At 46.7% G+C, this 24,379-nt stretch carries 20 protein-coding genes; 7 read left to right on the top strand and 13 right to left on the bottom strand.

The window, feature by feature from the left end; genetic code table 11:
- Positions 1-173: 173 nt before the first annotated feature.
- The 8 genes from garD to glnK all read right to left on the bottom strand — a co-directional run bounded on the left by garD (position 174) and on the right by glnK (position 10,268).
- Complete coding sequence (gene garD / locus AC4CV5_RS18890; protein ID WP_490923594.1) at positions 174-1,706, bottom strand: galactarate dehydratase; 1,533 nt, start codon at positions 1,704-1,706, stop codon at positions 174-176.
- A 93-nt stretch (positions 1,707-1,799) separates the two neighbouring features.
- Positions 1,800-2,501 (bottom strand): FadR/GntR family transcriptional regulator, encoded by a 702-nt coding sequence (locus AC4CV5_RS18885; protein ID WP_166854405.1) that lies wholly within the window; start codon positions 2,499-2,501, stop codon positions 1,800-1,802.
- A 69-nt stretch (positions 2,502-2,570) separates the two neighbouring features.
- On the bottom strand, positions 2,571-3,938 hold the full coding sequence (gene gudD / locus AC4CV5_RS18880; protein WP_326222723.1) for a glucarate dehydratase: 1,368 nt from the start codon (positions 3,936-3,938) through the stop codon (positions 2,571-2,573).
- A gap of 36 nt (positions 3,939-3,974) precedes the next feature.
- Positions 3,975-5,342 (bottom strand): glucarate transporter GudP, encoded by a 1,368-nt coding sequence (gene gudP, locus AC4CV5_RS18875; protein ID WP_490923592.1) that lies wholly within the window; start codon positions 5,340-5,342, stop codon positions 3,975-3,977.
- Between the two features lie 84 nt (positions 5,343-5,426).
- Positions 5,427-6,893 carry an alpha-ketoglutaric semialdehyde dehydrogenase GucD gene (gene gucD / locus AC4CV5_RS18870; RefSeq protein WP_490923590.1) on the bottom strand — a complete coding sequence of 489 codons (1,467 nt, stop codon included), beginning with the start codon at positions 6,891-6,893 and terminating at the stop codon, positions 5,427-5,429.
- A gap of 32 nt (positions 6,894-6,925) precedes the next feature.
- Positions 6,926-7,852: a 5-dehydro-4-deoxyglucarate dehydratase gene (gene kdgD, locus AC4CV5_RS18865; protein WP_490923589.1), complete on the bottom strand. Its 927-nt coding sequence runs from the start codon at positions 7,850-7,852 to the stop codon at positions 6,926-6,928.
- A 228-nt stretch (positions 7,853-8,080) separates the two neighbouring features.
- The gene (glnL, locus tag AC4CV5_RS18860; protein WP_222143468.1) at positions 8,081-9,025 is read right to left on the bottom strand and encodes a glutamine utilization two-component system response regulator GlnL; all 945 of its coding nucleotides are present in this window, start codon (positions 9,023-9,025) and stop codon (positions 8,081-8,083) included.
- A gap of 10 nt (positions 9,026-9,035) precedes the next feature.
- The gene (gene glnK / locus AC4CV5_RS18855; RefSeq protein ID WP_166854745.1) at positions 9,036-10,268 is read right to left on the bottom strand and encodes a two-component system sensor histidine kinase GlnK; all 1,233 of its coding nucleotides are present in this window, start codon (positions 10,266-10,268) and stop codon (positions 9,036-9,038) included.
- 299 nt (positions 10,269-10,567) lie between these two features.
- Between glnK and AC4CV5_RS18850 the strand changes: the two genes are divergently transcribed.
- The 4 genes from AC4CV5_RS18850 (at position 10,568) to mmuP (ending at position 15,614) form a co-directional block, all read left to right on the top strand.
- A complete protein-coding gene (locus tag AC4CV5_RS18850; RefSeq protein ID WP_166854411.1) occupies positions 10,568-11,551 on the top strand; it encodes a glutaminase in 984 nt (327 codons plus the stop codon).
- Between the two features lie 21 nt (positions 11,552-11,572).
- Positions 11,573-13,009, top strand: a complete 1,437-nt coding sequence (locus AC4CV5_RS18845) for an alanine/glycine:cation symporter family protein (protein ID WP_490923588.1) — start codon at positions 11,573-11,575, stop codon at positions 13,007-13,009.
- Positions 13,010-13,133: 124 nt separating this feature from the next.
- On the top strand, positions 13,134-14,081 hold the full coding sequence (mmuM, locus tag AC4CV5_RS18840; protein ID WP_490923586.1) for a homocysteine S-methyltransferase: 948 nt from the start codon (positions 13,134-13,136) through the stop codon (positions 14,079-14,081).
- A gap of 120 nt (positions 14,082-14,201) precedes the next feature.
- Positions 14,202-15,614 (top strand): S-methylmethionine permease, encoded by a 1,413-nt coding sequence (gene mmuP, locus AC4CV5_RS18835; protein ID WP_166854414.1) that lies wholly within the window; start codon positions 14,202-14,204, stop codon positions 15,612-15,614.
- A 35-nt stretch (positions 15,615-15,649) separates the two neighbouring features.
- On the opposite strand, the gene AC4CV5_RS18830 is transcribed toward mmuP, so the two are convergent.
- From AC4CV5_RS18830 to gamR, 3 genes are all read right to left on the bottom strand, one after another.
- Complete coding sequence (locus AC4CV5_RS18830) at positions 15,650-16,717, bottom strand: branched-chain amino acid aminotransferase (RefSeq protein WP_490923584.1); 1,068 nt, start codon at positions 16,715-16,717, stop codon at positions 15,650-15,652.
- A 212-nt stretch (positions 16,718-16,929) separates the two neighbouring features.
- Positions 16,930-17,205, bottom strand: a complete 276-nt coding sequence (locus AC4CV5_RS18825) for a DUF1648 domain-containing protein (RefSeq protein WP_166854416.1) — start codon at positions 17,203-17,205, stop codon at positions 16,930-16,932.
- A gap of 33 nt (positions 17,206-17,238) precedes the next feature.
- Positions 17,239-17,946: a transcriptional regulator GamR gene (gene gamR / locus AC4CV5_RS18820; RefSeq protein ID WP_166854417.1), complete on the bottom strand. Its 708-nt coding sequence runs from the start codon at positions 17,944-17,946 to the stop codon at positions 17,239-17,241.
- Positions 17,947-18,164: 218 nt separating this feature from the next.
- Here gamR and nagB point away from each other — a divergent pair, with 218 nt between their 5' ends.
- The 3 genes from nagB (at position 18,165) to gltP (ending at position 22,208) form a co-directional block, all read left to right on the top strand.
- Entirely contained in the window at positions 18,165-18,914 is a 750-nt protein-coding gene (gene nagB, locus AC4CV5_RS18815) for a glucosamine-6-phosphate deaminase (protein ID WP_166854418.1), read from the top strand.
- Between the two features lie 11 nt (positions 18,915-18,925).
- Positions 18,926-20,821 (top strand): glucose-specific PTS transporter subunit IIBC, encoded by a 1,896-nt coding sequence (gene ptsG / locus AC4CV5_RS18810; RefSeq protein ID WP_490923582.1) that lies wholly within the window; start codon positions 18,926-18,928, stop codon positions 20,819-20,821.
- A 142-nt stretch (positions 20,822-20,963) separates the two neighbouring features.
- Positions 20,964-22,208 carry a glutamate-aspartate/proton symporter GltP gene (gene gltP / locus AC4CV5_RS18805; RefSeq protein WP_490923580.1) on the top strand — a complete coding sequence of 415 codons (1,245 nt, stop codon included), beginning with the start codon at positions 20,964-20,966 and terminating at the stop codon, positions 22,206-22,208.
- A 37-nt stretch (positions 22,209-22,245) separates the two neighbouring features.
- On the opposite strand, the gene trhO is transcribed toward gltP, so the two are convergent.
- Together trhO and AC4CV5_RS18795 are read right to left on the bottom strand one after the other, a co-directional pair.
- Entirely contained in the window at positions 22,246-23,214 is a 969-nt protein-coding gene (trhO, locus tag AC4CV5_RS18800) for an oxygen-dependent tRNA uridine(34) hydroxylase TrhO (protein ID WP_166854421.1), read from the bottom strand.
- Positions 23,215-23,413: 199 nt separating this feature from the next.
- A complete protein-coding gene (locus AC4CV5_RS18795) occupies positions 23,414-24,301 on the bottom strand; it encodes a helix-turn-helix transcriptional regulator (protein WP_490923579.1) in 888 nt (295 codons plus the stop codon).
- Positions 24,302-24,379: the final 78 nt, after the last annotated feature.

The raw sequence follows: 24,379 nt of genomic DNA, 5'->3' as shown, positions 1-24,379 counted from the left end.
GGGCTCATACATAGGCAGATTCATCCCGATTCTCCGCAATCAGGCGAGAGTCGTTCACTATTGAATTCGTATCAATCGGAATCTAATGAATGCCATGCTGTAACCCCTCCGTTCTTTGTATGTCGTTTACCTTTTTACATCATATTCCAATTATGAGCTGCTAGAACAATGAATCAAGTCACTGGTGCAGGATTAAACAAGCACAAATCATTATGAAGGCCCCACCGGTCCGCCCACGTTTGTTTTCGGCCGCTTGCCACATCCAGAATCGTCCTGAAGATTTCCCAGCCTACGTCTTCAATACTGGCTTCACCTGTTGCGATTCGCCCGGCATTAATATCGATTAAATCCGCCCAATGCTCTGATAATGAATGACGTGTCGATACTTTCAGTACCGGTGCAGCGGCCAAGCCGTACGGTGTTCCCCTTCCTGTCGTAAAAACCTGCAGATTCATGCCTGCCGCCAGCTGCAGGGTACCACACACAAAATCGCTTGCCGGTGTCGCCGCAAACAGCAGGCCTTTTCGCTCCGCCTTTTCACCTGGGCCGAGCACGCCGGAGATGGGGCTTGTGCCTGATTTCGCTACCGAGCCTAACGCTTTTTCCACCACATTGGATAATCCGCCTTTTTTATTGCCTGGTGACGGGTTCGCGCTTCGGTCTGCTTCCCCCCGCCGCAGATAGCTGTCATACCACTTCATCTCTTCGATCAGCGTATGTCCGACCTCTTCACTCACAGCCCGCGGCGTTAATAAATGAATCGCATCCCGCACCTCTGTCACCTCAGAAAACAAAACAGTTGCACCTGCGCGAACCAATAAATCAGCTGCATACCCCACCGCGGGATTCGCTGTCACGCCGGAAAACGCATCACTGCCGCCACATTGCAGGCCGATGACAAGATCAGAAACAGGGCAGGTCACACGGGTTCTGCTGTTCAGCCTGATCAACCGTTCTTCCGCCATTTCCAACATGGACTGAATCATTGCCGCAAAACCTTGATGATCCTGAAGTGATAGAATGTCATCCTGATTCTCAGAAGCAATTCTTGACGGGAGGAGCTTTTCACATCCTAATCCGATCACCATCACTTCCCCGCCGAAGTTCGGATGCTTCGCCAGATTTTGAATCGTGCGAATCGGAATGACGGCATCCGGCGCATTGATCGCCACACCGCAGCCGTATTGATGGTGCAGTGGTACAACATCATCGACATTTGGATATTTCGGCAGCAGCTCTTCTTTTATCCGTTTGACTGCATAATCCAAAACGCCAACCACACATTGAACACTTGTAGTGATACCGAGAATATTTTTCGTCCCCGCACTGCCGTCCGCATTTCGATACCCTTCAAACGTGTAGCCTTCAAGAGGCGGAAGCGGTTTGGGCACTCTGTTTGCGAGAGGAAGATCGTCTAAAGCCGGAGGAGCGGGCATTCTTACGAGGGCTTCCCTTATCCAGCTCCCGCGTTTGATCGTCTCATCGGCAAATCCGATCACCTCACCGTAACGAACAATCTCATCTCCTTGATTCAGATCGGTTAAGGCCACCTTATGGCCTTGAGGTACATCCTCTTCAAGTACGAGTCCACATGAAAAAACAGTGCCCTTTGGCAGTCCTCCGTCATTAACAATAATCGCCGTGTTATCTGTTTCATTCACTTTGATGTAAAGGGGCGCTTGGTTCTTTCTGAGGTTCATCGCCATCTGAAAATCACTCCTCATATCATAGTAAGCGTTTTCTATATCGGTTCAAAAAAGCCGCAGCTCTTCCCTTTCAACTGCGGCTGTAGTCTACAATTATTTCTTATCCATGCCCTTCAAAATTTTGTCACGGACAAATTTCAGATGCTCATACATGTGGTAATGCGCTTTGTAGGGGTCTCTTTTAGCAAGAGCGTCGTAGATTTTTTTGTGATATTCGACCGTTATATCTCTCTCCCTGTACGGTATCTGGCTGTCAATTTTCGCATGGGTGATCAGCAGGGATTGAATCATCCCTTCAACAACGGGGTTATTGGCACTTAATGCAATAATTCGATGAAATTCTTTATCTGCTTCACCATAAAGATTGTCAGTACTGCTGGCGATGTCGTCGATTGTCTTCTGCAAACGCTGAAGCTCATCCTCATTAATTTTTTCCGCAGCAATCGTCACAAGTCCGAGTTCTAACGCCATCCGCGCTTCAATGATAGCCGGAAGATTATCAGTGGCCAAGGCAAGCATGACGGAAAATGGCTGCATGCCGATTTTATCGTTGAAATACGTGCCGCCGCGGGTTTTTCTCGTAATCACCCCAAGTGTCTCTAGTGAGCTGAGGGCCTCGCGAAGCACCGGCCTGCTGACATGCAAAATGTCCATCAGTTCCATTTCTGTCGGCAATTTGTCTCCAGCCTTTAACTGTCCGCTCGATAATAAATGGACAATCCGTTCAATGACCTGCTTGGCTAATGTTTTCCGATTGACTGTATCGACTTTCAGATCTTCTAAACCTTCGTACACGAACAACTCTCCCTTCAGTTGTTCAATTGTAAGACAAAACAGCCAATATGACAATATTTGCAATAAAACTTATCGCACAAGACAAGGGCGTTTGCGGTCGAACTCCCAGTTGCTGATCAAAAACTGCATAGGGACCGCATCATTCCGCGCGCCTAAATTCATTTTTCGATAGAGTTCATGGGCTTTTTCCACTTGTTCCATATCAATGTCAATACCGAGACCGGGCTTATTCGGCACCTTGACACAACCCTCAGAAATCTCAAAAGGCTGTTTCGTTAAACGCTGCCCGTCCTGCCAAATCCAATGGGTATCAATCGCCGTAATGCGTCCCGGAGCCGCTGCTGCCACATGGGTAAACATTGCAAGGGAGATATCAAAGTGGTTGTTGGAGTGAGATCCCCATGTCAAACCCCAATCATGGCACATTTGCGCAACCCGCACCGAACCCTGCATCGTCCAGAAATGGGGATCAGCCAGCGGAATATCCACCGCATGAAGCTGGATCGCGTGACCCATTTCCCGCCAGTCGGTCGCAATCATATTTGTTGCGGTAGGAAGCCCTGTCGCGCGGCGGAATTCAGCCATTACTTCTCGGGCGGAGTAGCCGTTCTCATCCCCGCACGGATCTTCCGCATACGCGAGCACATCATGTTTACCTTTGCATAATGCAATAGCTTCCTCTAATGACCAAGCCCCGTTCGGATCAAGAGTGATCCTTGCCTCTGGAAAACGTTTTGCTAATGCGGTAACAGCTTCAATTTCCTCCTCTCCCCGCAGCACCCCGCCTTTCAGCTTGAAATCCTGAAAGCCGTAGCGCTCCTGCGCGGATTCAGCAAGACGTACAATGGCCTCTGGGGTTAGTGCTTCCTCATGGCGGAGACGGAACCACCCGCAATCTGACTGCTCATCATTTTGATATGGCAAGGTCGTCCGCTTTCGATCGCCGATGTAAAAGAGGTAGCCGAGCATTTTCACTTCATCACGCTGCCTCCCTTCGCCAAGCAAAGCCGCGACCGGTTCTTGAAGAAACTTTCCAAGCAAATCTAACAAAGCCGCTTCCAGCGCTGTGACGGCATGTATCGTGGTGCGCAAATCAAACGTCTGAATGCCGCGTCCTCCCTTGTCTTGATCGGCAAACTGCTTTCTAACCGTTTGCAATATTGACTGGTACGCACCAATGGATTTTCCGACAACAAGCGGTTCTGCCAGCTCGAGTGTACGGCGTATCTGTTCTCCACCAGGCACCTCTCCGACTCCCTGATTTCCGCTGCTGTCAGTTAAGATCACGATATTCCGGGTGAAAAATGGGCTGTGTGCGCCGCTTAGATTCAGCAGCATGCTGTCATGTCCCGCAACAGGGATCACCTTCATCTCACAAATTGAAGGAATATTCGATCTCTTTTCTTTTTGAACCTGCTCTTGTATTGGTGAACTCATGTATTTTCCTCCTTTTATAAAGCGCTTTCATAAATATTAGACAGGCAATGATTGATCGGGGTCCTGCTCTTGCTTCTTTAACACGACCCGTTTGATCGGCCCGACCAGCAGCAAATAGCTGAGGATCGCCGCAACAGCATTAGCACCGACAAACACGAGCGCGCCATTAAAAGATCCTGTGGCATTTACGATGTAGCCGATAATAATCGGCGTTGTAATTGAGGCTATATTTCCGAACGTGTTGAACAAACCGCCGCTTAATCCTGCACACTCTTTCGGAGACGTGTCCGACACGACAGCCCATCCCAATGCGCCGAATCCTTTTCCGAAAAAAGCAAGTGACATAATGACAACGACGAGCCACGCTGAATCTGTATAGTTGCAGACAATCATACTGCAAGACAGCAGCATGCCGACAATGATCGGCGCTTTTCTTGCAAAGGTCAGCGAACGGCCTTTTTTGAGTAAGATGTCTGACACAATGCCCCCAAGCACGCCGCCGGCAAATCCGCACAGCGCCGGAAGAGAAGCGACAAACCCTGCTTCGAGAATAGACATGCCGCGGGCCTGAACCAAATATACCGGAAACCATGTGAGAAAGAAATAGGTGAGAGTCGTAATGCAATATTGCGCGATGTACACGCCAATCAGCATGCGGTTCGTTAACAGCTGTTTGATATACGGCCAGTTCGATTCTTTTTCTTGCTTGCTTTTGCTGTCATCCATAGAAATCAGCCCGCCGCCCTTTTCGATGTACGCGAGCTCGGCTTCGTTGACCTTCGGATGTTTTTTCGGTTCATACACTGTTTTTAGCCAAATAACAGCCAGAAGAATGCCCGCGGCACCCATGACAACAAAGACAGAATGCCAGCCGAAAGAGTGGGTGAGCCAGCCCATTAAAGGAGAAAAAATGACGATTGCGAAGTATTGAGCTGAATTAAAAAAGGCTGAAGCTGTCCCGCGCTCAGAGCTTGGGAACCATGAGGCAACAACTCTGCCGTTTCCGGGAAATGAAGGCGCCTCGGACAAGCCGACCAGAAAACGCAGTGCAAACAACAGGATAATCGCTGTGCCGGCGGAGAAAAAACCAATCGCCCCCTGCAGCAGCGTAAAAAACGACCAGAAAAAGATGCTCAACGCAATGACAGTCTTTGAACCAAACCGGTCCAGCAGCCAGCCGCCCGGAAGCTGCCCGATGACATAGGCCCAGCCAAAAGCAGAAAAGACATAGCCCATAGCGACCGAGTCCAATCCCAGATCATGCTGGACGGAATCTCCGGTGATGGAAAGCGTTGCCCGATCCGCGTAGTTAATAGAAGTCACAAGAAACAGCATAAAAACGATGAACCAGCGTACAGACGTTTTTTTGCCCGCCGGCGAAACATTCGCATAGTCTTTTTTCATAGTATCTTCTCCTTTTCAAAGTAGAGAATCATATGCTGGCTGTGATAAAGCTGGGAAAGAGACGTCCGCCTCTTTCCAGCACCATTACGGCTTTACAAACACGGTTTTGATTGCCGTGAAAAAGTCCTTCGCCGCCTCACCCTGTTCGCGGGAGTGAGAACTCGACTGCTTCATGCCGCCAAAAGGCGCCTGAAGCTCAACACCCGCGCTTTCCGCGTTAATCCGGACAAGCCCCGCGTCAATTTCATCAACGAATGAAAGCATTCGGCCGATGTTTTGCGTGAAAATGGATGCGCTTAAGCCGAACTTTACATCATTGGCGATATTCAGTGCCTCCTCCATCGCGTCCACCTTGATCAAGGCGATCACTGGGCCGAAAATTTCCTCTTGGGCGATCGTCATCTCAGATGTCACATTGTCAAAAATGGCGGGCTGAACATAATAGCCGTTTTGATACTTACCGTCCTCTAGCTTTTCTCCTCCAATCAAAAGGGAAGCGCCCTCTTGTTTACCTTTCTCAATGTACGACAGGCAGTTGTCAAGCTGATTCTTGCTGGCGATCGGTCCCATCCAGACATCCTCTTTTAAGCTGTCTCCGATCGTAATATCCTTTGTGCGCTGGAGGAGTTTTTCTCTAAAACGGTCGTAAATTCCGCTTTGCACGATGACGCGGCTTGTCGCGGTGCACTTCTGGCCGGTTGAACGGAAGGCACCCGTAATGACAGCTTCTGCTGCCTCTTCAAGGTCAGCGTCATCGGCTACGATGACCGGGTTTTTGCCGCCCATTTCAAGCTGATATTTGGCTCCTCTCGCTAAAGCGGCTTGCCCGATGATTTTCCCGACTTGATTTGAACCCGTAAACGTAACGGCGTTTACACCTTCATGCTCAGCAAGTCCCTGCCCGACAACAGAACCCGGGCCTGTCACCAAATTGATGACCCCTGCCGGGATCCCTGCTTCTTCAAAGCAGGCAATGATTTTCGCGCATGTCACAGCTGTTTCTGTCGCCGGTTTGATGACAACGGTATTGCCGTATACCAATGCCGGGGCCATTTTCCAAATTGGAATCGCCACCGGGAAGTTCCACGGAGAAATCACGCCGACCACACCGAGCGGAACACGGGTGGTGAACATGAGCGCGTCTTTGTCAGTAGACGGAATCACGTCACCCATTTTGCGCATCCCCTCTCCGGCATAATAACGCAGAATGGCAATTCCGCGGGCTGTTTCGCCTTTCGCTTCGGGCAGTGTTTTTCCCATCTCACGCGTTGCACAGGAGGCGATTTCCTCTAAGTGCTGCTCCATAATATCCGCTGTTTTGTATAAGAATTGGCCCCGCTCGGCTCCCGTCAGCTTTCTCCAAGCCGTTTTGGCTTCATTGGCGGCCGCAACGGCCCGTTCCACATCTTCAGCCGTTGAATTCTGTACATAGCCGACAATATCGTTTACATCCGCAGGGTTTTCGACCTTGACCATATCGCCTGATTGAGACTTAACCCACTCTCCGTTAATAAAGTTGAGATACCTATTTTGTTCCGTGATCACAGACATGCCCATTGCCCCTTTCATGTTTTTTCTGTTTATCAAACCGTCGCGGCTTTTTTCGGAAAACGGTCAGCCGCCTGCTTCAAAATCGCTTCTAATTGCTGATAGTGCTCTTTTTCAACCGGGCCGACTGGCGGTCTGGCTGTGTTTCTCACATTCAATCCCATGATCTCCATGCCCGCTTTAATCAAAGATACGGCATATCCTTTCCGTTGCTTGCGAATGTTGTTGATTGGAAGAATCACATGCTGATAGAGCTCCTTCACAAGCTCGTTATTTCCGTTTTTCAATGCGTCATAGAACATCCGGGAAATATGCGGGATATAATTTGAAATCGCTGAAGAATAGGAGTGAAACCCGATCGACAGGTAAGCCGGCATCGTCACTTCAGCCATCGGCATTCCGTTGAGCCATCCTAAGCGGTCGCCGAGCGTATAGACGAGATTAATATTCAAATCCATATTCCCCACCCCGTCCTTCACACCAACCAGCTGTTCAAATTCTGTCAGCCGCTTGATCTGTTCAAGAGAGAGAACGGCGTTATCGCGCTGATAAAGAATTGCATTCAAATCGGTGCTTTCAATAATCGTTTTCGCATACTGATAAAGCCCCTCCTGTTCGCCATGCACCAAATACGGAGGCAGGATCAAGTATCCGTCGGCGCCTTTTTTCTCCGACAGCTGCGCCCATTCAAGCGCTGTACTGAGGTTACCGCCCACCCCCGTATAAACCGGAACCTTTCCTCCGGCTGCCGAGACTGCAACTTCCACCATTTGCTCGTATTCTTTCTGGCTGAGGGATTGAAATTCACCAGACCCGCAAGCAATAAAAATCGCTTCCAAGCCTTCTTCAAGCAAAAACTCGATATTTTGAAAAAGAGCTTCTTCCTCCAGTTTTCCTTGTGTATTAAAAGGTGCAACCGGAAAACCTAATATTCCAGCGGGTGCTTTTCTGATATGGCTCATCAACATAACCTCCTGTTATTTGTATATACAGCCCCTAACTGAAAGCGCTTTTATTATTTTTTGGTTTTACATCCGCTCCTTCCCTATATCCTTTTGTTTAATTGTAAGACAAATAAACAATAAGTCAATATCTTTATTTTCTGATATTTTATAAATTAACCAGTAAACCGCTGTCCCACCGGGGTTCTGTAGCAACAAAAAAACAGCCGGACCGGCGGCTGTTTTGGTTTACATCGTTCTTTGTTTCATCGTCTCGTGCAAAAGCTTCGCTTCCAAAAAGAACACGTGAATGAATTTTTTCATATTCACTCTTGCAGGGGCGAGAGGTTTTGCATCCTTGGATTGGAGTTCTTTCATTTTCTGGCTGACAACCGGAAAATCAAAGAATTTCGATGCATAGGTTTCAAATTTCGGATTTGAAAAATCAGTTGTCCCTAATGAAGCAAAATGGTGCAGTGAATGGATAATCGCTCTGCGGATGCGCTGCTCTGAGGCTTTCATTTCTCGATTGACCTCCGTTTCGGATGCCCCTGCCCCCAGCTTCCGTTCCGCTACTTGGGTGAAGATCTGTTTGAGCGAAGGGATATGTTTTTCGTACGGCTCAGATTGCTCATGTTCTGCCAAATACTGGAGCACGGCCATGAGATCATGTGCGCCGCCTTCCCCCATCATGCCCAGCTCGGACAACAGGAATGTTCCTGCTTCTTTTAAGCCGCTGTCACTTTGCTGCTGAGGGCGCGCTTTCTGTTCAGTCCGATTGACAAGCCGGCTTAGAGAGTGCTGAATAGCCCCAATCGATTGCTCAAGCTCGATCCGCTCCTTCACCTTTTGGAGAACCGTGACAATTTCTATGCGGTTAATCGGCTTATGGATAAAATATTCGATGCCGAGCGAGTACGCTTCCCCGACCATTTCCTTCGCTTCCACTTGTGAGATCATCACGATTTTGCCGGAGTACGTATTCTGGAGCTGGCGAATCGTCTCAATGCCGTCTCTTCCGGGCATTAACAGATCAATTAATAAAATATCAATCTGCTTGAATTGCAGCATATGCCCTTCCACCTGGCTCCCGTCGTCCGCTTCACCAGCAGCTTCTCCGAGATCCTCATCTTCAATGATCTGCCTTAAAATTGACCGTACTGCACGGTCATCATCAGCGATAAAAAAACGCATATCTTTCGGTTCATCCTTTCTGAATCAAATGCCGGACAGGCAGCGTGATGGCAAACACCACACCCCGCTGCTGGTTATCAAACGTAATATCCCCATCTAGTTCAGTCACTATTTCCTTCACATAGGAAAGTCCGATTCCCGTAGAAGGCGTGCCAAATTCGTCATATTTTGAAGTAAAGCCCGGATCAAACACAATGTCTCCTATTTTTTCAGGAATACCGGGACCATTGTCTTCCACCTGAAATTCTACCATACTCTCATTTGGCCTACGCAGGCTCAGGCTGATCATCCCCTCTTCTCCCATGGCCTCTACCGCATTTGCCGTTAGATTATTAATAATCGAAAGCACGATAAATACGTGATATTCGTCATGCTCTCCCTCTATCGAGCAGTGAAAATCAATCTGCTTTTTCAGTGATTCAGCGTACTTTTCATTCATTCGAATCACAAGCTGCAGCAAATCAGAAGCCCTCATATAATCTCTTAAACTCTCATTCGAAATCAGTTTTGAAAGCCCTGCGAAAATCCGCTGGTTGTCTTTTTTCACTTCATGAATCTCTCCGGCCAACCTCAGGATTCTGCCGCTGAGCTGATCATCCTTGCCCTTCACTTCCCGATAGAGCTGATACGAATCGTTCGTCACTTGCTCTGTCGTTTTCAGCGTCTTTTTTAAATGCACCGTTTCTTCGTATAAATTCGAAACGATCATCAGCATGTGCTCATGCTGCCGCCTCGTCTGTTTTTCTCTCGACTGCGTTTCATAAAGCTTCAGCACAGTATAAAAACTCATCACGATAAATGTGTGAGAAATCGCAATCACTGCGATATCCGTGATTTTCTCAGGCGTGACAACCGTATGGAAAATGAGAAACTGCACGGCCAGCTCGACACAATCTGACACAATTTCAATCATAAACCCGATAAAACCGAGCATAACCGGCCGTTCGCGGAAACGATTAGCCTTTAATACGGAAAACAGACAGGCGTAAGTCATATAAAAGAAAAAGCCAGACGCTTGGTCATACAGAATCGGAGTCAGTCCGCTGTGTCCCCCGCCCCATAATTCCAGGAAGACGCGAAAGATGAAAACAGCCGCTCCAGTCAGAAATCCCGGCAGCACAGCGGGCACTTGCCGCAGCAGCGATAAGAAGAAGAAAAAAGCGGGTGCGCCAAAGCTGATCCGGAACTCTTCATTAAGGGGATAAAATTTCAGTTCACCTGCCAGCGGCACCGTAATCAGCATGAGAGCCAGTATATATCCGTCTTTTTCAAAAAAACGTTCCAATTTTATCATGATCACATCCTCGCTTCTATTTTGGGGAAACAGCAGAAAACCTGCAAATTTCTTTTGACCCAGAACATGAGCTTTTTATAAATCTTACGGCTTATTTTCAAAATAGTTTTGTCGTATTTTGTATGATTCTGTAGTCGCCATTATACAGTAAATATACTTCCGCTTTTATGAAAGCGTTTAATGCCCCTTCAGCCTTCGTTTTGATAAACCTCAGTCCTTAAAGAAGAAAAACAGTAAGGAGGAATTCGATGAAAGAATTGATAAAAGAGCCCCAAACAGAAATAGACCCGGCATCACAGCTGCATGATTGGGTTGAGCACTATCGCCCCTTTGCCGCCAATGGACAAAGTGCAAACTATATCCCCGCTTTAGGAAAAGTCAATGACTCACAGCTCGGCATTTGTATATTGGAGCCTGACGGAACAATGATACATGCCGGCGATTGGAACGTCCCTTTTACCCTGCAAAGCATTTCAAAAGTGATCAGCTTTATTGCCGCCTGCATGAGCCGCGGCATTCCTTATGTGCTGGACCGCGTAGATGTCGAGCCGACAGGTGACGCCTTTAATTCAATCATTCGGCTCGAAATCAACAAGCCGGGAAAGCCATTTAATCCTATGATCAACGCGGGTGCCCTCACCATCGCCTCACTTCTACCGGGTGAGTCGGCACACGATAAGCTCGAGTTTCTGTACTCAGTGATGGAAACCTTGGTAGGAAAACGGCCGAGAATTCATGAGGAAGTGTTCAGGTCTGAATGGGAAACCGCCCACCGCAACAGAGCGCTGGCCTACTATTTAAAAGAAACAAATTTTTTAGAAGCAGATGTAGAAGAAACGCTTGAGGTGTACTTGAAGCAATGCGCCATGGAGGGCACCACAGAAGACATCGCATTGATCGGCCTGATCCTTGCCCATGACGGCTATCATCCGATTCGCCGCCAGCAGGTGATTCCCAAAGACGTGGCAAAATTGGCCAAGGCGTTAATGCTGACGTGCGGCATGTACAACGCTTCAGGCAAATATGCGGCCTTTGTCGGCGTGCCGGCCAAAAGCGGCGTCTCCGGCGGCATCATGGCTCTCGTCCCTCCAAGCGCCAGAAGAGAACAGCCTTTTCAATCCGGATGCGGCATCGGCATTTATGGGCCTGCCATTGACGAATACGGCAACAGCCTCACCGGCGGTATGCTGCTGAAGCATATGGCACAGGAGTGGGAGCTCAGCATTTTTTAAACATAAAAAAGAGGTGATTGTATGCAGCAAATCCTGGAACATATCGTCGGTATCGCAAATGATTTTTTGTGGTCAAAGCTATTAATTGTTTTGCTCCTTTCTCTGGGAATCTATTTTACGTTCAGGCTTAAGTTTTTACAGGTTCGGATGCTGAAAGAAATGGTCAGGGTATTAAGAGAAGGTGCTGCTTCCCGGTCGAAAAACAGCATTTCTCCGTTCCAAGCGTTTTGCATCAGCATGGCCGCCCGTGTCGGAACGGGAAATATTACAGGCATTGCCATCGCCATTGCTCTCGGCGGACCAGGCGCAATCTTTTGGATGTGGATTATCGCCATTATCGGATCAGCATCAAGCTTCGTGGAAAGCACACTGGCTCAGATTTATAAAGTAAAAGATGCAAACGGCTTCCGCGGGGGTCCGGCTTACTACATGGAAAAAGGGTTGAACAAAAGGTGGATGGGCGCGCTTTTCGCAGTGTTAATTACCTTATCGTTCGGTATCGTCTTTAACTCGGTTCAATCAAATACAGTCAGCCTCGCCTTTGAAAATGCGTTCGGCACAAACCGCCTGACTTTGGGGCTCATTTTAATTGCTGTGTTCGGCACGATTATTTTCGGCGGTGTAAAGCGCATTGCGAAACTGGCTGAATCCATTGTCGTCGTATTGGCTGTTCTGTATATCGGAGTTGCGTTTTTCGTGATTTTCACCAATATTACGCAGCTGCCGGACGTAATCGCGCTCATCGTGAAAAATGCGTTTGGTTTTGACCAGGCTGCTGGCGGCGCTTTGGGAGCGGCGTTAATGCAGGGTGTCAGACGGGGAATCTTTTCAAACGAAGCGGGAATGGGAAGCGCACCGAATGCCGCTGCCACTGCAACGACAAGCCATCCTGTCAAACAGGGGCTGATTCAAGCGCTTGGTGTCCTGTCAGATACACTAATCATTTGTACAAGCACCGCTTTTATCATCCTGTTTTCAGATGCCTACCATACTCCGGGACTGAGCGGAATCGCGTTGACACAAGCCTCTCTGAGCTCCCATGTCGGATCTTGGGCATCAGGCTTTCTCGCCATTCTGATTTTGTTATTCGGTTTCTGTGCTTTAATCGGGAACTATTATTATGGCGAAACCAATATCGGCTTTTTGAACAAAAGCAAAAAATTGATTTTTGTCTACCGTATCGGCGTGCTGGCGATGATTGTGTTTGGCTGTGTTGCCAAAGTCCAGCTCGTCTGGGATCTGGCTGATTTGTTCATGGGCCTGATGGTCGTCGTGAATTTAATCGCGATTTTCTTATTATCAAAAGTCGTTTTTGCGGCGCTCCAAGACTATACACGCCAGAAAAAAGCAGGCAAAGATCCGGTCTTTTATAAAAGTGTACTCAAAAACCACAATGGCATTGAATGCTGGCCGCTTTCTGAGACACAGGCTGACACAAACAACAAACAAATATCATAAAAAAGGGTGTTCAGACATACGGCTGAACACCTTTCCCTTTTGCGTTTATTGACAAACACGTAAACCTCCATTACGATTTTCATATCTTTTTCAAAAAATCTGAAAGAAGGCATCGGTACATTCTATGAACCCTATCCAACACATACTAGATACATACCCGCTTATTGTGCTAGACGGCGCCATGGCGACTGAGCTTGAACGCAAGGGCTGTGATTTGAACGACAGTCTATGGTCGGCAAAAATCCTGATGGAAGAGCCACACCTGATTAAACAAGTTCATACTGATTATTTCGTGGCAGGCGCCGACTGTGCGATCACCGCCAGCTATCAGTCTACGTTTGAAGGCTTTGCTGCACGCGGGCTGAGCGAAGCGGAAGCACGCCGGCTCATCGAGATGTCCGTCAGCATCGCAGCTGAAGCACGTGATGAATTTTGGTCACTTGAAGAGAACCGTCCGAATCGGCCAAAACCAATCATTGCTGCTTCTGTAGGACCTTATGGTGCTTATCTTGCAGACGGGTCTGAGTATCGCGGTCACTACGGAATCTCAGAGGATGAACTTGTTGATTTTCATCGCCCCCGCATGAAAGCGCTAATCGAAGCCGGAGCTGATGTTTTGGCATGCGAAACGATTCCATGTCTGACCGAAGCAAAAGCGATTGTGCGGCTGTTGAAGGAATTTCCTGAAACGTATGCTTGGATCAGCTTCAGTGCAAAAGACGGCCTGCATATCAGTGACGGAACACCTGCGGCTGACTGCGCATCATGGCTTGATGAGCACCGCCAAATTGCAGCGATCGGCATCAACTGCACGCCGCTTCAGCATATCCCTTCTTTAATAGAAAAGTTAAAAAAGCACACATCTAAACCGATCACCGTCTACCCAAATTCAGGCGAGCAATATGATCCGGAGACAAAAACGTGGAACGGCGCAGCATGTGCAGAACCTTACGGACAAAGCGCCCGCACTTGGCATGAAAAAGGAGCGAAGCTGATTGGCGGCTGCTGCCGGACAAAACCTGAAGATATTAAAGAAATTGCGGCTTGGGCGCGCTCTTTAAAAACAACTTGACTTATCGGAATTGTTTGTATATTCTATCTAAAAGCCGGTTCGCCGGAGTCTCGTGTCACTCGCTGACATGAGACTTTTTATTAGGTAGGAAATAAATCGCCGATAGAAAGTTGGAAAAAGATGAAATCTGCCCACAACAAGAATGAGACAAACTTTCAGAGAAGTATGAAAAGCCGGCACCTCTTTATGCTTTCCTTAGGGGGTGTCATCGGAACCGGACTGTTTTTAAGCTCGGGCTATACCATTCAGCAGGCAGGCCCAGCAGGAACGATACTCGCCTACTTAGTCGGCGCCGGCATCGTCTATTTGGTCATGCTGTGCCTCGGTGAGCTGTCAGTAGCCATGCCTGTCACGGGCGCCTTTCACACCTATGCAGCCAAATACATAGGGCCGGGCACCGGATTTACGGTCGCTTGGCTGTACTGGCTGACATGGACTGTAGCATTAGGATCAGAATTCACCGCAGCCGGCCTGTTAATGCAGCGCTGGTTCCCCCATACGTCCGTTTGGATGTGGAGTGCCGTCTTTGCGGTGTTCATTTTCTTGCTGAACGCATTTTCAGTCAAGTTTTTCGCTGAATCAGAATTTTGGTTTTCCAGCATCAAAGTATTAGCCATTATATTGTTTATTCTTTTAGGCGGCTCTGCCATGTTCGGCATCATCCCGATTCAAGGCGAAGAAGCTGCTCCGATGCTGTCCAACTTCACAGCGGAAGGCGGGCTCTTTCCAAATGGATTTGTCCCGATTTTGATGACAATGCTGTCCGTCAATTTTGCCTTCTCGGGAACTGAACTGATCGGAATCGCCGCCGGAGAAAGCGTTGATCCCGACAAGACGATACCAAAAGCAATTAAAACAACGGTCTGGCGTCTTTCACTCTTTTTTGTCGGAACGATTTTTGTGCTGTCAGGGCTGATTCCGATCCAAGATGCAGGCGTCATCAAAAGCCCGTTTGTCGCGGTCTTTGACAGAGTCGGTGTCCCGTATGCAGCCGATATCATGAACTTTGTCATCTTGACAGCGATCCTGTCAGCGGCTAATTCCGGGCTTTACGCTTCTTCCCGGATGCTGTGGTCTTTATCAAAAGAAAAAACGCTTCACCCGACATTTGCAAAGCTGACATCAAAAGGAACCCCGTTTAACGCGCTGATATTCAGTATGATCGGCGGCATTCTATCATTGCTGTCCAGCGTATTTGCGCCGGACACGGTATACGTTGTGCTCGTGTCGATTTCCGGTTTTGCGGTCGTTGTTGTATGGATGGGAATCGCCGCTTCTCAATTCATGTTCAGAAAACGTTATATTGAAGCGGGAAACAAGGTCGCCGATTTGAAATACCGCACCCCTTGGTATCCGTTCGTGCCAATTGCCGCGTTCCTGCTATGCCTGGCATCCGTCATCGGCATTGCCTTTGATCCAAATCAAAGAATCGCACTGTATTGCGGCATTCCGTTTATGGCCATCTGCTATGCAGTGTATTATGCGAAAAACCGCAAAAGCCAGCCGCCTGCTGATATGACTCATTCAAAATAAAAAGAACCTGCCTCCAAGCAGGTTCTTTTTCATCTTCAAACTTCCACCGTCCAGTTGAACGAGCCCTTCACTTTTCCAAGCTGAATATTTGTTAGCGTTTCATACAGCTTTTTCGAGATATCCCCGATTTTTCCGTCGTTGACAATCACCGTTTTACCATGAATATTCAGTTCACCGACAGGCGTAACGACCGCCGCCGTACCCGTGCCGAAGGCCTCTGTCAATTCGCCGCGTGCAGACGCCGCATAAATCTCATCAATTGAAACTCTCTCTTCTCGAACCGTAATGCCCCAGCTACGAATCAGTTCAATCGCAGACGCACGTGTAACTCCGCTTAAAATACTTCCGCTTAAAGCCGGTGTGACAGCTTCCCCGTTAATGACGAAAAAGATGTTCATGCTCCCCACTTCTTCCACGTATTTCTTTTCAATGGCGTCCAGCCACAGCACCTGGTCATAGCCCAGTTCATTCGCCTTCCGCTGCGCCTGAAGGCTGGCCGCGTAGTTTCCGGACGTTTTTGCACTTCCGACTCCGCCGTTCACCGCCCGCACGTACTCATCTTCGACATAGATTCTCACCGGCTTCAGCTGATCACCATAATAGGAGCCGACAGGAGAAAGCACGATCATAAATGTATAGCTTTTGGATGCCTTCACACCGAGACTCGGTTCTGTGGCAATGACAAACGGACGAATATACAGTGACGTTCCCTTTTCGTTTGGAACCCAATCTTTCTCCAGCTCAACTAATTGAGTTAATGCCTCAAGCACTAGCTCTTCGTCTAAAGGAGGCATACTCATGCGCTCACAAGATCTGTTCAGCCTTTTGATATTTTGATCCGGGCGGAACAGCAGCACCCTGCCATCTTCCGTTCTGTACGCTTTTAATCCTTCAAAGACAGCCTGGCCGTAGTGAAAAACAGATGAAGACGGATCTAACGTAAGCGGCGCGTACGGTTCAATTCTCGGATGGTACCAGCCCATTCCCTCTTCATAATCCATCACAAACATATAATCTGTAAAATACTTCCCGAATTCCAAGGATGACGGGTCGGGCTTTTCCTTATGAAATACAGTTTTTTCTCGTTCAATAAGCTTATTCAATCTAATCAGCACACCTTTCACAACGTAATTGTTTAAATATTCAGTCTTTTTAAAACTAAAAAAAGTATACAGCCTCTTCTTTGATTATACGCCGCTCCACACCTTTAAATTTCAGAATATTCTTTAGGATCATCAGCTATTATACACCACATTCATTGTCAAATGAAGATGAAATAAAAGAAAAACAGCCAGATTCATTCCGGCTGTCTGATTTAGATTGCTAAATAAAGGACGGCAATATGGCAAATCAGCAAAATATACACCGCAATCACAAATTGCCAATTGATCTTCTGTGCCCATGCAAACACCACCATCAAAACAGGAAGTATCACTATCCCCGCCAGCTTGTTAACCGTCATATCCGGACTGTTCGTTCCATCATAATGAATCGGCATCTCCGCCGGCAGAAACGGGTAAAACACGATTGAAAGGATGAAAGCAGCAATGACAGCCCCCCACAGCACTTTTCCATTCGTCAATAAAAACATAGAACCACCATTCCTTTCTTAAAACGCATTGCTTTATGAATGATATGACTGTTCTACGGTGAATTTCGTTCGGTCTCCCCGTGTAATAATTTGCGCATATTCCACCACATCTTCATTTTTATCATAGGTCAGGGATTCTGATAAAAACGCAGGCGCTCCGACGTTGGTTAACAAGTGGCCGCTGATCGTTTCATCCGTTAAAATTGGCTCGATCGATTCCGTGCCCCTGCTGATTTCAATATTGTATTTTGTTCTTAACAGTTCAAACAACGAGCCGGTGCACTCTTCCTGCACCAGCCCCGGTGCCGCTTTCCAAGGAATATATGAGGTGTGATACTGCAAGGGCTCCCCCTCGGCGTATCTGACTCTGACAAGCTTGTTAACAGGTTCATTCTCTTTCATTTTCAAAAGCTCGGCAATGGAGTGATCAGCAGGGATCACCACAAGTTCAAGCACTTTTGATTCAGAACGCAAACCTCTCATTTGTTCTGCAAAGCTCGTAATCTTGTGCGGAATCGGCGTTTGTATTTTTGCCGCCGATACAAATGTTCCTTTTCCTTGAATTCTCTTAATATATCCCTCAAGCTCAAGCTGTTGCAGAGCCAGTCTCACAGTTGTTCTGCTGACATCATATTGTTCGCAAAACTCGCTCTCCGTCGGCAGCTGATCATTCGACTGATATTTGCCCGACTTAATTAATTCAATGATTTTAAACTTGATAACAGAATATAAAGCTGTCATTTCATTCTCCCCATTCTGTATGTAAACCGTTCTTTTTGATTGAGACCATCATACCACTTGCCCTCCAAATACGAAAGATTTGTATCCTGCTTTTATAACAAATTTTCAGAAATTTATATTGACAGTTTGATGAGGGTGGTGCTAAATTCGTAATGACAACTATCATAAATTGATTATAACAAATATGGTGCTTGTCTATCTCTTTGAGGGGGTGTCACATGAAGATTATTATCGCCGATCACTATGAAGAACTCTGTAAGTTAAGCGCTAACATTATTAAAGAGCAGATACAGGCTAAGAAAGATTCTGTTCTCGGGCTGGCAACAGGAAGCACGCCGGTCGGCTTGTATAAGCAGCTGATTTCAGACTTTCAGGCAGGCGAAATCGATTTTTCAAAGGTTACTACATTTAATTTAGATGAATATGCTGGGCTCTCTCCATCTCATCCGCAAAGTTATAACCATTTTATGCACGAACATCTTTTTCAGCATATCAATATGCAGCCTGGCCATATCCATATCCCACAAGGAGACAATCCGCAGCTTGAGGCTGAATGCAAGGTGTACGAGGATCTCATCCGTCAGGCGGGAGGCATTGATGTTCAAATCCTAGGCATCGGCGCCAATGGCCATATCGGTTTTAATGAACCCGGATCTGATTTTGAGGATCGGACTCGAATTGTTAAGCTGTCAGAAAGCACAATACAGGCAAATGCCAGATTCTTCGGCGGTGATGCTGTCCTGGTACCAAGACTTGCAATTTCAATGGGCATTAAAACCATCATGGAATTCAGCAAACATATTGTGCTTTTAGCAAGCGGCGAGGGAAAAGCAGATGCCATTCAAAAAATGGTAGAAGGCCCTGTCACGACAGATGTACCAGCCTCCATTCTTCAAAAACACAATTATGTAACCGTTATCGCCGATCAAAAAGCAGCTCAAAAACTTAAGAAAGCATCATACTCATAAAGGAGACTATCATGTTTAAAAAGGCATTTCAAATTCTGCAGCAGCTTGGCCGCGCGTTGATGACTCCGGTTGCCGTTCTGCCGGCAGCCGGTCTTTTGCTTCGTTTCGGTGACAAGGATTTACTGAACATCCCCATTATAAAGGATGCGGGCGGCGTTGTTTTCGATAACCTGCCGCTTATTTTCGCCGTGGGGGTCGCAATCGGTTTAGCTGGCGGAGAGGGTGTAGCCGGACTTGCCGCTGTCATCGGATATTTAATTTTGACCGTCACCCTCGACAACATGGGAAAATTACTCGGCCTTCAGCTTCCTTATGAAGGGGCCGAGCACCTGATTGATATGGGGGTATTCGGAGGCATCATTATCGGACTTCTTGCCGCCTATTTATATAAACGTTTTTCATCAATCGAGCTGCATCCGGTCCTTGGATTTTTCTCAGGAAAACGGTTTGTCCCGATTATTACTTCAATCAGTTCATTGGGAATCGGCGTGATTTTCTCAATTGTTTGGCCGCTGATCCAAAACGGAATTAACGCTGCCAGCAGTTTAATTGCCGATTCAACGGTCGGCCTGTTCTTTTATGCAACGATCTATCGTTTGCTGATTCCTTTTGGCCTGCATCATATTTTTTATACACCTTTCTATTTTATGATGGGAGAATACACAGACCCGTCAACAGGCAGCACCGTAACCGGCGATCTGACGAGGTTTTTCGCAGGAGACCCGACAGCCGGGCGCTTTATGATGGGAGATTTTCCTTACATGATTTTCTGTCTGCCGGCAGTTGCTCTTGCCATTATCCATACCGCGCGTCCGGAAAAGAAAAAAATGATCTCCGGCGTGATGATTTCTGCGGCGCTCACATCTATGCTGACAGGCATTACAGAGCCTGTTGAGTTTTCTTTCTTATTCGTTGCACCCGTGCTTTATTTGATTAACTCTATTCTTGCCGGCGTTATCTTTGTCGTTTGTGATTTATTCCACGTGCGCCACGGCTATACGTTCTCAGGCGGCGGAATCGACTACGTCTTGAACTACGGGCTGTCGACAAACGGCTGGGTTGTCATTCCTGTCGGGATCGTGTTTGCATTCATTTATTATTATTTGTTCCGATTTGCGATTTTGAAATGGAATTTGAAAACACCCGGCCGTGAAACAGATGAAGCCGATCAGACTGAGGCAAAAGCTCCTGTAGCAAAAGACCAGCTTGCCTTTCATGTGCTGCAGGCCTTGGGCGGACAGCAAAATATCGCCAACCTTGACGCTTGTATTACAAGGCTTCGTGTGACCGTTCATCAGCCGAGCCAAGTCAGCAAGGATGAATTAAAACGGCTAGGCGCAGTAGGCGTGCTCGAAATCAACAACAACTTTCAGGCGATATTCGGAACAAAATCCGATGCCTTAAAAGACGACATCAAAACGATTATGGTCGGAGGCGTCCCTGACACCGCCGCCGCGCTGGATACAGAGACTAACAAACAGCAAAAGCCTTTTTCCGAAGAGACTTTTATTTATCCACTCAAAGGAGAAACGGTCTCTCTGACAGACGTGCCTGATCAAGTCTTTTCAGAAAAAATGATGGGCGAGGGGTTTGCGATTGATCCATCGGAAGGAAAAGTCATTGCCCCTGCCGACGGCGAAATTGTCTCCATTTTTCCGACGAAGCACGCCATCGGCTTTATGAGCGCCGGTGGCATCGAAATCCTAATTCATGTCGGCATTGATACCGTCAAATTGAATGGGGAAGGCTTTGAAACCTATGTCACGAGCGGACAAGCCGTCAAACAAGGCGAACTGCTTCTTACATTTAATCTCGATTACATCAAGCAGCATGCCGTTTCCGCTGTGACACCGGTTATTTTCACAAATGCATCTGAAGAAGATATGAAGCACATTCAAATGAAGTAAAAAAGTCCCCCCTGCTGCGGGGGACTTTTTCGCCAACATAATGAAAGCGCTATCAAAATAAAATTTGAAATAAGGTGCTTTCATTTAATTCACGAATGGTATGAATATGCCTCATCCTATCATCATGAAAAGGGGGATTCATTTGAAAAAATTGATCGCGTTCCAAATCTTAATCGCTTTGGCTGTCGGCGCAGTGGCCGGCCACTTTTTTCCTGATTTCGGGATGGCACTGAGGCCTGTCGGAGACGGGTTTATCCGTTTGATTAAAATGATTGTCGTGCCGATTGTGTTTTCTACCATTGTCATCGGAGCCGCAGGAAGCGGAAGCATGAAAAAAATGGGCAGCCTCGGTATCAAGACAATCATTTGGTTTGAAGTGATTACCACGTTGGTATTGGCGCTTGGACTTGTATTAGCGAATGTCTTAAAACCGGGTGTCGGGCTTAACCTCTCCCATTTGGCGAAAAAGGATATCAATGAACTATCCGGCTACACAGACAAAGTTGTTGATTTCAAACAAATGATCCTCGATATTATCCCTACAAACATTATTGATGTCATGGCAAGAAATGATTTGCTTGCCGTTATTTTCTTTGCAATTTTGTTTGGTGTCGCCGCGGCCGGCATTGGCAAAGCCTCTGAACCAGTTATGAATTTCTTTGAATCCACCGCTCAAATCATGTTCAAACTCACGCAAATGGTTATGGTGACTGCTCCTATTGGCGTGTTAGCTCTGATGGCAGCCTCTGTAGGCCAATATGGCATCGAACTCCTCCTCCCTATGTTTAAACTGGTTGGCACAGTATTCCTTGGTCTGTTCCTGATCCTCTTTGTCCTCTTTCCGTTAGTCGGTCTCATCTTTCATATTAAGTATTTCGAAGTGTTAAAAATGATATGGGATCTGTTTTTGATCGCGTTTTCCACCACCAGCACCGAAACCATTCTCCCCCAGCTGATGGACAGAATGGAGAAATACGGCTGCCCGAAACGAGTGGTATCATTTGTCGTTCCCTCCGGCTTGTCACTGAACTGTGACGGCTCCAGCTTATATTTATCAGTTTCCTGTATTTTTCTGGCGCAGTCCTTTCATGTAGACATGACATTGTCCCAACAGCTGCTCATGATGCTTGTGCTTGTCATGACCAGTAAAGGCATTGCAGCTGTTCCGTCGGGCTCACTTGTTGTACTTCTGGCGACTGCCAATGCTGTAGGGCTTCCTGCTGAAGGCGTTGCTATTATTGCGGGCGTTGACCGTGTCATGGACATGGCGAGAACAGGCGTGAACGTACCGGGGCATGCGATGGCATGTATCGTGGTGTCAAAATGGGAAAAGGCCTTCCGCCAAAAAGAATGGGCCTCCGCAAACGGACAAACCGAAAACATATAGAAAAAAAGAACACCTCGTTCCTGAGGTGTTCTTTCGATTATTCAGCAGCAGCGTGATCTTCTTTTTCAATCACTGCCAGTCTTGCGTTTACTTCTTCCTCTGTCATGTTGTGCTCTGAAACATACAGGTTTCTTGGGTTCGTGCGGCATTCGTGGCTGCAGCTGCGCATATATTTATACTCATTTTCCGGTGTGCATATCATTTTTTTGTTGCAAGATGGATTTGCGCAGTTCACATAACGCTCACACGGTTCACCTGTAAAGTAGTCTTTTCCGACAATCACATGCTCGACACGGTTGACAGGTACGCTGATTCTTTCATCGAAGACGTAGCACTGGCCGTCCCAAAGTTTGCCTTGCACCTCAGGATCTTTTCCGTATGTCACGATTCCGCCGTCAAGCTGTGATACATCTTCAAAGCCTTGCTTCATCAGCCAGCCTGAGAATTTTTCACAGCGCACGCCGCCCGTGCAGTACGTTAAAATCTTTTTGCCTTCAAGCATATCTTTGTTTTCTTCGATCCATTCAGGCAATTCACGGAAGGCTTCGATGTCAGGACGGACAGCGCCTCTGAAATGGCCAAGGTCATACTCGTAATCGTTACGTGCGTCGAGCACAATTGTGTTTGGATCCTGCATTTTCTCATAAAATTCTGCAGGCTTTAAATGCTGTCCTGTTGTTTCATTCGGATTCACATCATCTTCCAGACGAAGCGTTACAAGCTCTTTTTTATGACGGACAAACATTTTTTTGAACGTATGATTCTCTTCTTCATCAATTTTAAATACCATGTCCGCAAAACGAGGGTCAGCTTTCATTGTTTGCATATATTTTTCAGTCTGCTCAACCGTACCTGATACCGTACCGTTAATTCCTTCAGCAGAAACAAGGATACGGCCTAACAAACCAAGCTCCTTACAAAAAGCCAGATGCTGCTCTCTAAACGCCTCTGGATCTTCAATCGGAACATATTTATAGTAAAGTAATACTCTGTATTGTTTTTCCATGATTTAAACACCCTGTTCAATTATAGTTAGTTGCTATGCACACTCTTACTATATCATACAGGAAAATGCCGCAAAGATGAACATATCCGCACAGACTGATAAAAATATCCAAGCTCTTACAAACCCACGCGGCACAAGGGTTCATTCATAAATAATGGTATTTTCCATTAACTTACTAATAAAAGTAGTTATCTGAAAACTATTTTAATAGTTCCTCTTCAAAAGTTAAATTTATCGGCTCATCTAAAAGTTCTCCCGGCATTTCAAGGTTTGTTGAAGGAATGCTCTCATCTACCTCTTCAAAAACAACATGATCCATCCACACCTGACCCGGCCCAGATAATTGGACACCAAAAGATATCACAGCGCTATTTTCAGGGACATCGAGAACGATAGCATAATGATTCCAATTGGTTGTTCCCGTAATAGGTCTGTTGCTCATATTATCAAATTGGAGAACATCATCAGCAGCACTGTCAACCCGCATCCAAAGTGAGGCAAAATGCTGCACTTCTTTTGTTTTGATAAAACTTGATAGACGAAGCCTTTTTCCTAAATAACGATCTGCTTTAAATTGCTGCATCATCGTCGCAAATTCACCGATATCCTGCACCATCGTTGATTTTAAATACCCTGAAGCTTTTCCCTGATGTACATTTTCCCGGTCAACCCCCATTTCGAATTGGAACGGATGGCTCCCGCTCAATACCCAGCCCTTCATTTTTTTCTCCATGCAAGATTCCTCCTTTTTTGAAGTAAATCGCTTCATAAATGTTCGATATGCTCCAGGCGGCATGTGATACAGCTTTTTGAACGTCCTCGTAAATGATTCTTGAGATTCAAACTGATAATACAAAGCAATATCAATAATACGAAGATCTGTATAAAGCAAAGCTGCCGCTGCATTTGCAAGACGTCTTAACCGAATATAAGAAGCAACCGACACGCCGACTTCTTTTTGAAAAATGCGATGAAAATGGAACTTTGAAAAGCCTGAAACGTTTACAATATCCTCATTTGATATTTGCTCATGTAAATGTGATTCAATCCAATCGATCGTTTTCTGGACAGCTTTTTCATAATACATTGCACGCTTCAATCTCCTTTCTGTTTTAGAATAATGGATCACGGCTTATATGTTTTGATTATTTTTGCGATATGTAAA

The sequence above is a fragment of the Bacillus sp. NS1 genome (assembly GCF_058248265.1).
This window is presented reverse-complemented; position numbering and strand designations above follow the sequence as displayed.